At 58.9% G+C, this 10,730-nt stretch carries 6 protein-coding genes; 3 read left to right on the top strand and 3 right to left on the bottom strand.

Going from position 1 to position 10,730, the window contains the following annotated elements:
• Position 1 precedes the first annotated feature (1 nt).
• The gene (locus tag DNK34_RS13680) at positions 2 to 2,104 is read left to right on the top strand and encodes a UvrD-helicase domain-containing protein (RefSeq protein ID WP_131176150.1); all 2,103 of its coding nucleotides are present in this window, start codon (positions 2 to 4) and stop codon (positions 2,102 to 2,104) included.
• Between the two features lie 60 nt (positions 2,105 to 2,164).
• On the opposite strand, the gene DNK34_RS13675 is transcribed toward DNK34_RS13680, so the two are convergent.
• From DNK34_RS13675 to DNK34_RS13665, 3 genes are all read right to left on the bottom strand, one after another.
• Positions 2,165 to 3,028 carry a phage integrase N-terminal domain-containing protein gene (locus tag DNK34_RS13675; protein ID WP_131176149.1) on the bottom strand — a complete coding sequence of 288 codons (864 nt, stop codon included), beginning with the start codon at positions 3,026 to 3,028 and terminating at the stop codon, positions 2,165 to 2,167.
• A 749-nt stretch (positions 3,029 to 3,777) separates the two neighbouring features.
• Positions 3,778 to 4,062 (bottom strand): HigA family addiction module antitoxin, encoded by a 285-nt coding sequence (locus DNK34_RS13670; RefSeq protein ID WP_131176148.1) that lies wholly within the window; start codon positions 4,060 to 4,062, stop codon positions 3,778 to 3,780.
• Between the two features lie 71 nt (positions 4,063 to 4,133).
• Positions 4,134 to 5,321 carry an STY4528 family pathogenicity island replication protein gene (locus DNK34_RS13665; protein WP_131176147.1) on the bottom strand — a complete coding sequence of 396 codons (1,188 nt, stop codon included), beginning with the start codon at positions 5,319 to 5,321 and terminating at the stop codon, positions 4,134 to 4,136.
• 585 nt (positions 5,322 to 5,906) lie between these two features.
• On the opposite strand from DNK34_RS13665, the gene DNK34_RS13660 reads away from it, so the two are divergent.
• Entirely contained in the window at positions 5,907 to 9,824 is a 3,918-nt protein-coding gene (locus tag DNK34_RS13660; RefSeq protein WP_131176146.1) for an RHS repeat-associated core domain-containing protein, read from the top strand.
• 2 nt (positions 9,825 to 9,826) lie between these two features.
• Positions 9,827 to 10,306 (top strand): hypothetical protein, encoded by a 480-nt coding sequence (locus DNK34_RS13655; protein WP_131176145.1) that lies wholly within the window; start codon positions 9,827 to 9,829, stop codon positions 10,304 to 10,306.
• The last annotated feature ends 424 nt before the right edge of the window (positions 10,307 to 10,730 follow it).

Here is a 10,730-nt window from a genome sequence, read left to right as displayed (position 1 = left end):
AATGGCACTTTCACCCAAGATCGCCATGTCGGACGACTTTCTGAAATCGTTCGCCAGGATTCCGCGCCAGAACCAACAGGCGGTGCTGACCTTCGTCGCCAAGTTCCGGCAGAACCCGCTGGCCAGCGGTATCAACTACGAGCGCATCAATGATGCCGCCGATACCAACATGCGCTCGGTGCGCATCAACGACAATCTGCGCGGCATCATCCTCAAACCGGAAACAGGTGATGTGTATTGCCTGTTGTGGGTGGATCGTCACGACGATGCTTATCAGTGGGCCAGGCGCCACCGCGTCGCGATTCACCCGGACGTGGGCAGCCTGCAAGTCTATGCGGTACAGGAAACGCAATCCCTGACCGCCGATGAGACAACCTTGGCCGAAGCATTCCCGAGCGAGGGCTTGTTTGCGGGCCTGCGCGACCGGGAAATCCGTAAACTGGGCGTGCCGGAGGAACGCCTGGCAGCCGTGCGAGCGGCTGTATCGGAAGCCGACTTGGAAGCCCTCGAAGCGCAGTTGCCGGATGAAGCCTTCGAGGCCCTGTATCTGTTTGCCGCCGGCGAGCCGCTGGACAGGATACTGGCCGAGCGGGCACCCGCCGAAACGGTCGACCCCCAAGATTTTGGCGCGGCTTTGACGCGCGACAGCACACGGCGTCACTTCGTGGTCCTTACTGATGACAGTGATCTGGACGCTTTACTGGCCGCCCCACTGGAGCGCTGGCGCGTGTTCCTGCATCCGAGCCAACGCAAACTGGTGGAAGGCAACAAGAGCGGTCCCGTCAAGGTCACCGGTGGCGCCGGCACCGGCAAGACGGTGGTTGCCATGCATAGAGCCAGGTGGTTGGCCAAGCAATATGCAGACCTTCCAGGACGCCCGGTCATCTTCACCACCTTTACTCGCACGTTGGCCGAAGACATCCGTCACAACCTGTCTCTACTGTGCTCGCCGCAGGAATTGGCCAAAATCCAGGTGGTCAACCTGGATCAATGGGCGTCAGGCCTGCTGCGCCGCTTCGGCTATCCCTATGCGCTGCTCTATGACGAGAAACAGCGACGTGGCTTCTGGCAAGCCGCCTTGTCCGCGCTGCCCGCAGGCTCTGCCTACAGCACCGCTTTCCTGAGGGCGGAGTACGAGCGCGTGATCCTGCCCCAAGGTTGCGAAACGGCGGAGGATTACATGCGCGCCCGTCGCATCGGACGTGGCGGGCAATTGGGCCGTTTGCAGCGCAAGGCATTGTGGCCGGTGTTTGCCGAATATCGAGCGCAATTGCACGCGGCCAACCTTCGCGAGCCGGAAGAAGCCTTCCGGGAAGCCTGCCAACTGATAGTGCAGGAAAAGCCGCAACTGGGCATTCGGGCCATGGTAGTGGACGAGGCGCAGGACATCAGCGTCGCTGCCTATACCTTGATTCGCACGGCTGTGCCCACGGCCGAGAACGATTTGTTCATCGTCGGCGATGCCCACCAGCGCATCTATCGTCACAAGGTGACGCTTGGACAGGTGGGGATCGAGGTAAGAGGTCGCAGCCGTACCCTCAAGGTCAACTACCGGACCACCGATGAGATTCGACGTTGGGCCTGCGCGCAGTTGGAAGGTATCGAGATCGACGACCTGGATGGAAACATCGACAGCTTGCGCGGCTATCGGTCATTGACCCACGGCGACTTGCCAGAAGTCTTTCCATCCGCTTCATTGCAACAGGACGTGGAGCACATCCTGTCCGTAGTTGAACATGGCAAAGCCGATGATATCGAGGCCCGGCGCATTTGCGTCACGGCCCGCACCAATGAAGATCTGGATGCACTGGCACTGGCCTTGCGGCAACGCGGTGTAGCTTGTCTCAGGCTGGATCACGGCACGACGGATGATCCTGCGGAAACGGGTATCCGACTGGCCACCATGCATCGCGTCAAGGGACTGGAATTTGACATCGTCATCCTGGCTGGCTATCGCGGCGCTAGGCAGTATGCCGAGCAGTTCAGCCATGACGAAGATGTCGGTGTCACAGACGACACGGAGGTTTCCGAACGTTGCCTATTGCACGTCGCTGCAACACGCGCAAAGCGGCATCTGTTTGTGCTCGCCAGGGGTGATTCATAGGATTGATCCGTCAAATTGCTGGGAGCAGCTCGTGTTGCAAGAGATTGCCCGATGGGAATCTCACGTTCCCAGATAGATCGCCGTTACTTTCGCACGCTCATGTCCCAGTTCACGGCTGATCTGTTGTCGGGCTTGCTGATCCAGCAGGTGTTGAGACGAATCCAATTGCACCGTACTGAGGCCGCCCGCCGCTGGCGACCTCCATCCCGTCAATACCTCATACCGCATCTGCGCATACCGATGCCGCAACCCATGCATGTTGCTCAGCCCTGCCGCCTTGCACTGTCCGTCATAGACATGCCGCTGCTGGATGTAGGTCTTGTGCGATGGAATCAGTGATCCCAGGCCTGCCAAGCGATGGGCCTCATCCAGTACCGCACGTTGTTCCGGCATCGTGATAATCACCGTCCGATCGCGCCCGCCTTTGGCCCATGATCCCTTGATGGCGATATGGTCGCCACGGTCAGCATAGCGGGGCTGGAACTTGATGGACTCTTCCCGCCGCAAACCGAAAACGGCTTGCAAACGCAGGCTCATGCGGACATGAGAGTCGGTGATCCTGTCCGACCCATCACCCAGTTCCTTAGCCTTGCTTTCATTGGTCACATAGCGTCGTTCGGGAATGCCCAACTTGGTGTTGTCTGCCGGCAGGATGCCTGCCTTGCCAACCTTCTCGGCCCACCAGCGCAAATGCGCCATACGGTTCTTCAGCGTGCCGGCAGACAGGCCTTCAGTTTGCCAGCGTTGCAGCAGGGCTTCGACATGCTTGCCCTTCAGCGAGGTGGCACGCATCTGCCGAAAGCCCGCCTCACGCAACTGGCGAGCGGCCAGGCTCAGCGAGCGCTGCCGGTCAGCCTGAGTCGCATGGCTGCCGTCGCGGTTGCGCAGGCAGAGTTGTCGCAGGGTATAGGTCAGGTCGTCCATCGGAGCGTTCCTCCATCGGTTGTCGGTTATCCGGCTGAGATACAAGGGTCAGTGTTTGTGCCAACTCGCTAAGGCGAGATCCCCGAAGGGCAAGGGCCAGGTGCTCAGTTCACCTGTGGCCTCGAATGAGGCATCCGCCGTGCTTCCTGTGAGAAGACCAGGCGGAGGAAGTACAAGGGACGACAACGCGATGTGCTGGGATGGATACCTCCTGTGGGGTGATGGAAAAAGGTGCAGGCATGTCGTGCCAGGTCGAGGCGACCGGCAACGAACGCCTTGGATGACAAAACGCCAAATGACGCCTGGCGACAAAGATGGTGGGATGAAGCGCACCGAAGATGAGGAAAGCTCTGCCCATGGGTAGGGCGGCATACCGAATGAGCTTGGGGTGTGCCTGGGATGGTTCCGTCCAGTGAACCGGATCAGCGCTTGCAGGAACCTGCGCTATCGAGGCAACCGTACAGGGACGGCATGGAAAGCATGGCGATGCTCCATGTGGCGCTTGCTGCCCCGCGCCAGGGTTCCGGTGTTCATACCCACCGGCAGGTCATTGCAAGGCTAGTATGCGGGGGCATCATCACGTGCGCCGCATTCAATAGGAAGCTTCGCCACCCCGCATTGTTGCTGCGGTTCGCCGGGCCGTCACTGCGGCGGGCAGTGACGGCCCCAGAGCGGAAATCGCCAGTTGCAGCAGACTTTCAACCGAATCGGTTGATGCAGTTCCACACGTAGTGGCGCAGCCAGCGACTTCACCTGGTGCGCAGACGCTTGATCAGCGGATGGGGCCGCTGCCTAGCCTGCCACAGGTCGTAGGCGATCTGCTCTCTCAAGTACTGGCTCGCACAGCCCAGCCCCGCCAGTTCCAGCCGATGGGCCAGGTCGGCGCTGATGGCCGCGCGGCCGTTCAACACAGTGGAGAGCTGGCCCCGTGAATAGCCAAGATGTTCGGCCAGGGCGGTGATGTTCAGGCCGATGGCAGGCAACACGTCCTCGCGCAGGGACTCGCCAGGATGCGGTGGATCGTACATGGGCATGGCGTGAATTCCCCCGTGACAGGAACCGGCCAAACGCCGGTTTCACCATGTTCTCAGTGTAAGGTCATGCCTTACGTTGTGCCAAGTGATTCGAGCTTTCCAGTGACGTACAACCCCCTGGTCCGTGTAGGCTGCATTCCGTTGCAAGCCAGGTCCTCGATGATCTGCCCGACCGATTTGGGTGGTGTCTGCAGGATGCGCCGAATCTGTTCCATTTGTCGCTGCACTACCTCGCGAGACGCGGGTTTGGCTGGTTGGACGACGGGCGGTGAAGGAGCAGTAGGCGCCGAGGCGGGTAATCCGCTGGCGACCGCCTGTGCAGGGGCCTGCTGTGGGGCAAGCTTGCGCGCCGCCCACAGCTTGAACGCACCGTTTACCGCCTTCTTGATCAGCCCATAAAGGTAGGCGATGGCGTTATGCACACAACCCGTTTCGCAACGCACGTCCCACTCAGCCAGCACGGCCTGGCGTTGCTCCAGAGGCAGGCCCTTGAGACGCGCCAAGAGGATCTGCTGCTGATCTTGCGGCAGTTGCCTGAAGCGAGTTGGCAAATCCGACCTGCATGCCTGTACGTCGGACCGTGGCCGGTACGTATGTACTTCTTTTAATACTTCTTTTTCTACAGCACGTACTGTTGCAGTGGATGGCGGTGCGGACTTCGGAATGTCCTCCCCGGCTTCGACGTGCCCGTTCTTGATGGTCTGGCGACCGTCGCGTGGAATTGGCCCACCTGGGCCACCAGGATCGTGATCATCATCATTGCGCCGCAGCCGCTCGAACCGCTCACGCACCGCCGCAGGCAACATCTGCAGCTTGTCGGGAGAACGCATGGCCTCGTTGAGGATGGACTGAGCCAAATGGCGAATCGTCGCACTGGTATGGTTGAGTGCCCGTTCGAGCAACGGCAGGTAATCGTCGTCTTCCAGGCATGCTTCGACGAAGGTCAGCGGTTGATTGCGCACGGCATAACGGCTGGCCATGGAAAAGCCGGTCATCGGGTTGCGGCGGTACTCGACCAGCGCAATCCACGTGGACAGCCGCAAGCACAGCACGGCCCTGGACACGGTTTCAAGGGCCGCCCGCTTGCTGCCCGGTGCGCTGGGCAGGTATTTGCGTAGTGCGTCGTAGCTGAGGACCACGGTGCCATCGCTGCTGGCCAGCGCACGGAAAGTCAGCCAGGCGTTGCGCTCCAATGGCGTCAGCCGCTCATCGAGCAACAGGGCTTTCGGGGTGATGATGTCTGAAGTTTGGTGTGACATGGTGAGGCTCCTGTCGGTATCGGCCAACTGGCCAAAGGAGCCGTCATCTCACCCCGGCATCACCGCTGCCGCAGCCAACAATCCGAACTGCGCTCCTCCCGTTTTTTCGAGCTGAAGCAGGGGACAACATCCTTGGTCTTCCGGATCAGGAGGTGGGAAAATGAGCCTCCGCTACAGTCATTGGACGTTGGTGAACGCCGATGGCCATGTTCGCCGTCCTTGATCAGACCGCTTGCTGGCGCGCAGCACCGGCAACGAGTGCGCGGGGAGTGTCCAAGATGGGCCATCCGCCGCTACCAAGGGACACGCTTGGCTTTTGGGTCCAAGAATAGGTCCAAGCGCATTGAGAAACATAAAAATTCAATTAAAAATCAATTGGATACATAGAAATCGCCGCTTCTGCATCGGCAAGTGACGTCGGCAATGTGAAGCTGCCGACATTACCGAAGCAACAGGATTGCGGCCGACAAGGGAAGTGCCGAAACTTTGTCTTTTTTGCAGGGAACGTAGGGATCGCATGGCTGTCGGAACGAGCGGTAGCCACGCCTGGCTCCCGTCCATTCAGATGCAGTAAAGGATTACACCATGAGTGGCCTTCCGGTTTCCCATATCGGTCACAAGGTGGCCGGCTCCGTGATCACCACGGGCTCGCCCAATGTATTTGTCGGCAGTGCCGCAGTCGGCAAGGCCGATCGACCCTCAGCCTGTAGCCCTGCGGCAGGCCAGCCGGTCAATCCCATGCTCGGCGTAAAGCTGCTACCTGGTGAGGTTGATTTCGCGTTACCGGCTCCGGCACCTTTCGCCTTTGTACGCACCTATGTATCCAGCAACCCAGCTGTCGGCAGTCTTGGCCAAGGCTGGGCCTTGCCTGGCGAGGGCCTAGGCCTAGAGGTATCTGACGATGCACTGGTGCTGATCGATTCTCAGGGCAGACGTATTCGATTCCCCGCGCTGCCTCCAGGAGCCGAGGCCTATTCCGGTAGCGAGAGGCTATGGATACGTCGCGGAGGGATGACGGACGAAAAGACCTCGTTCAGCCCCTGGCCACCACGCTGGATGGCGATCCCCGAGTCGATCCAGCAGCACGCCGGTTCGATCATCGTCTTGCGTGACAGTACCTTTTACCATTTCCTGCAGAGAGACGGTGCCCACTGGCGACTACACGCCTGCTTCGACAGCAACGGCTACCGCACCGAGTTCAGCTGGAGCGCCGATGGCCATCTGAAAAGCGTACAGGACAGTGCAGGGCGTAGTTATGCATTGGTTTATCAACAGGTTTTTCACGGCCGGCCAGGTGACAGTGGCATTCGCCTGCTTGGCGTCATCCTGGCCAACCTGGATGGCGCAGTTCCTACCGGGCTGGATCCTGCCCAGCAGGGTCTGGACTGGCTGGTAACCTACGGGTTCAACGATGAGGGTGACCTGATCGAGGTACGCAACCGGATTGGCGAAACCACCCGCCGCTTCGATTGGCGCGAGCACATGATGGTCGGTCATGCACAGCCGGAGGGCCTGGAGGTTCGCTATGAGTGGGATCAACATACTCCTGCAGGCAAAGTACTCCGCCAGACCGAACGCGACGGGCTGACGCGTGACTACCACTACCTTGCGGATCGCACCGAAGTCGTCGACAGCCTGGGTCGCAGGCAATGCTTCGTGTTCGAGGGTGAAGGTGGCGAACGACGCTGGGTCTCCCACATCAGGGCTGACGGCAGCCGAGTGGAGTTCACTTACGATGCGTTCGGCCGGCTGACTGCCTTCAAGGATCCACTGGGTCGGCCGGGCCACGCGCGCTTCGACGGCCAGGGCCGCAGGTCGGAATTGGTGGAACCTGGCAAGGCATCCACCCGTTACTTTCTCGATGAGGAAACCGGCGCGGTTACCGGACTGCGTGATGCCGATGAGCGGTTCTGGCAACTGCAACGAGACCAGCGCGGTAATCTGCTGTGCCTGATCGATCCCATGGGTACCGAAACACGCTTTGAGTACGGCGATACGCGTCTGCCAAACCGGGTAACCCGCATTGTCGATGCCAAAGGTGGGAGCAAAACCTTCACCTGGAATCGCTTTGGCCTGCTGCAAGCGCAGACCGACTGCTCTGGTAATACCACGACGTTCGGCCATGACCAGGAAGGTCGCCTGATCTGGCGTCAGGATCCATCGATGCAGAGGAAAAGTTTCACCTACGATCGTCTCGGACGCCTGACAGCGATCCAGCTGGACGCACAGACCGTGATCCGCTATCGCCATGACCGGCAGGGTCGCGTGGTTTCCATCGAAGGAGCGCAACAACGCAACGTAAAGCTTTCCTGGGATCGTTTTGGACGACTGTGCGAGGTTGTCGACCCTGCCGGTGCACATCAGCACTACCAGTACGATGCCGCCGGGCGTTTGGTCGAAATCAGCAACGAGAACGGCGCCCGCTCGCGGATGAGCTATGACGTCATGGATCGGCTGATCAGTGAATGTGGCTTCGATGGCGGTGTGCGCCGGTATGGTTATGACGCTGTAGGCAATCTGCTCGAGCGACAGGAGAGTGACGGCTCCATTATTCGCTATGAATACGATGGTAATGATCGCCTGATTAGTCGACATCTGCCCGCGACCGAGGCCGCTCCGGCGATCAGCGAACACTTTCGCTGGTCAGCGGCAGGTTTACTGCAATCAGTGAGCACACCGCAAAGCGAGATCCGCTTCCATTACGATGCGGCAGGTCGCTTGATCCAGGAAAGCCAGTGGCAAGGAGAAACCTGGTTCTATGCCATTGACCACAGCCTCGACCCGCTGGGGAACCGGGAACGCAGCCGCTATGGCGATGCACCTCCTGTGACCTGGTTGCTGTATGGGTCGGGGTATCTGCACGGCATGTTGGCGGGAAATCTCGAGTTGGCATTCGAACGGGATGCGCAGCATCGCGAAATCCATCGAGATGCCCGGCTGCGTGATGGCACCCCGCTGTTCAGCCAGTCCAGTGAATACGACACGCTCGATCGCCTGCAAGGCAGCACTCTGATGGTAGCCGGGCATTCGAATTGGGTACGTCGCTACGCCTACGACATCCACGGGCATCTGGTCGGAGTGGCAGATAATCAGGGTGATGACATTCGCTATGCCTACGACCCCCGCGGACGGCTGCTCGCCAGCCGCCGCGGCGAGCAGCCCGCGGTGCGCTATGCCTTCGATCCCGCTGGCAACCGCCTCGACCCGCAACACCCCGAGACGCTCATTCAGGACAACCGGCTTGTCAGCCTGGACGGGAATCAATTCCGTTACGATAGCGTTGGCAATCTGCTCGAATGCCGGCGCGCCGACGGCCGTCATCTACAGTTCGCCTACGATGGCGCACAACGTCTGGTGAGGCTGGATTTGACTGATGAGCAGGGTGGCACACTGCAAGCACGCTATGGCTACGATGGCCTGTCGCGGCGAATCCTCAAGCAGGTGCTGCGTGATGGCCAGTTGCAGACCACTCGCTACGGCTGGGACGGTGACGCACTCTGTGCCGAAGATGACGGCAGCAGCCGACGTACCACCGTTCACCTGCCGAACAGCTTCATTCCACTGGTACGCATCGAACACCGGCAGGATGCCGACAGTCCCGAGCTTCTGGCCATGCGGCGAATGTTCGCTGAACAGGGGGAGTCATTCCCCGAAGCCAGTCGTCCGCAAGCACGGGATATTCGTCAGGCTTGCTTCCATAACGACCACCTAGGTACCCCTTTGCGTCTGTCCGATAGCCATGGCGATCTGCTCTGGCAGGCACAGAACGATGACTGGGCGGCTCTGCAAGAAGAACAGGGAGAGTATCCGCAACCGATTCGCTTCCAGGGCCAGTACCTGGACGAAGAAAGCGGGTTGCATTACAACCGGTACCGTTATTACGACCCTACCGCTGGCCGTTACCTGACGCGCGATCCCATTGGTCTGGTAGCCGGGCTGCATGCTTACCGCTACAGCGAAATGCCGACCCAGGGTATCGATCCCTTGGGGCTGTGGGATTTCCTGGTCAACGATCCAGGCCTGCAACAGCGTGCCTCTCTGGGCATGCACATGCTGAAGAACGGTGCCACGCCGGAGCAGATTCAGGAAGCGATGAAGCCGCAACCCAACCCCATCCAGGGCACGCTGTCCCTGGATGGGAGCCTTAGCGGTCATGGCATCGGAGGCGGTTCAGTATCCATAGGTGGAGCAGTAGGTAAGAAAGGCAGCGATAACCTGCCCAACCTGTGCTTTTACATCATGACCTGCCAAACCCTTGGCCCTGGTGCTGCCGGAGGTATCGGTATCAATGGCACCGCCTCGAATGCTGCGCCTACCACTGGGCAAACCTATTCGGTCGGCGGATTCGGTACCGGGGGATTTCTTGGGAAATTTGGCGGCAGTGTGCTGAGTAACATCAATAAACCAAGCGAAGTATCGCTCACTGGAAGCATTGGCCTAGGTGGCGGTGGGGCTGGGGGCGTGATGACCTGCCAGCAATATCAATATTGTGTGAGGGATTAACCATGAAATCTGTTTTTCAAGCTTTTTCCCTACTGAGCTGCCTGATGCTCGCCGCCTGCTCCTTTGAAGATGGTGATTATCAGGCTGCATCGCTCAAACTGGTGGAAGATTTCCACAGCCAAACCCAGCGCGGCGAGTTCTCATCTATCTACAACGAAGCAGCACCCGGCTTGAGAGAAGGGGCTTCGGAGGCAGAGTTCATCCGGATTCTGCAATTAATCGACAAAACCATGGGATCCGTCGAGCACAGTGAGCTGGCCAACCGTGCTCCCACGAAAGCCAATGATGGCCGCATGCTGACACTGCTGGTATTCAATACCCGATTCAGCTCAGGTGCCGCTACGGAATCCTTTTACATCGAAAAGATCGGCGATAAACCCAGGTTGTTCCGCTACGACATCAACTCCGACGCGTTGATTCATGCACTGGTATCCGAGAAGGAAAGCAGGGAATCTGCTCCTCGGAACCCTGTGGAAAACTAGCCGTGAACAACGTTCATAAATGGGTAGCAAAGCTTGGGATAACCCCCCCTGTGCATAACAACCTACTTTATACACAGGCTGATCACGGGTACCTAACACCCACCGCCCAGGATAATCGCCTTTTCATACATCGCTGTAGATCCTATGGTTATTGACCTGTAGCGATCTATCCACAGAAACCTCGAAGATCATTTATAGACATAAAAACAAACCTTTTAAAAAATCATTCTTTTCTCTTTTATTAACCTTCAGCCCGTCTCACCTCCCAAGTCTGGGAGCGAGCAAGGTGAACTGCGTTGTTAAGAAGAAGCTCAATGACCAACGACCGATTGGCTATTTTTTGTGCAAAAGGCTTCTTTCAACCCGGCTAAGTCCCTATACTTGCCGCCCTTTTCCGGTTCAACCTTTCTCAACAGGCACGAGG

The organism is Phytopseudomonas dryadis (genome assembly GCF_004327355.1).
Classification (GTDB): domain Bacteria; phylum Pseudomonadota; class Gammaproteobacteria; order Pseudomonadales; family Pseudomonadaceae; genus Aquipseudomonas; species Aquipseudomonas dryadis.
This window is presented reverse-complemented; position numbering and strand designations above follow the sequence as displayed.

Bases quoted from the DNA above. Each gene is read 5' to 3' on its own strand.
- DNK34_RS13680 (WP_131176150.1), top strand. From the start codon at position 2: ATGGCACTTTCACCCAAGATCGCCATGTCGGACGACTTTCTGAAATCG.
- DNK34_RS13675 (WP_131176149.1), bottom strand. From the start codon at position 3,028: ATGGACGACCTGACCTATACCCTGCGACAACTCTGCCTGCGCAACCGC.
- DNK34_RS13670 (WP_131176148.1), bottom strand. From the start codon at position 4,062: ATGCCCATGTACGATCCACCGCATCCTGGCGAGTCCCTGCGCGAGGAC.
- DNK34_RS13665 (WP_131176147.1), bottom strand. From the start codon at position 5,321: ATGTCACACCAAACTTCAGACATCATCACCCCGAAAGCCCTGTTGCTC.
- DNK34_RS13660 (WP_131176146.1), top strand. From the start codon at position 5,907: ATGAGTGGCCTTCCGGTTTCCCATATCGGTCACAAGGTGGCCGGCTCC.
- DNK34_RS13655 (WP_131176145.1), top strand. From the start codon at position 9,827: ATGAAATCTGTTTTTCAAGCTTTTTCCCTACTGAGCTGCCTGATGCTC.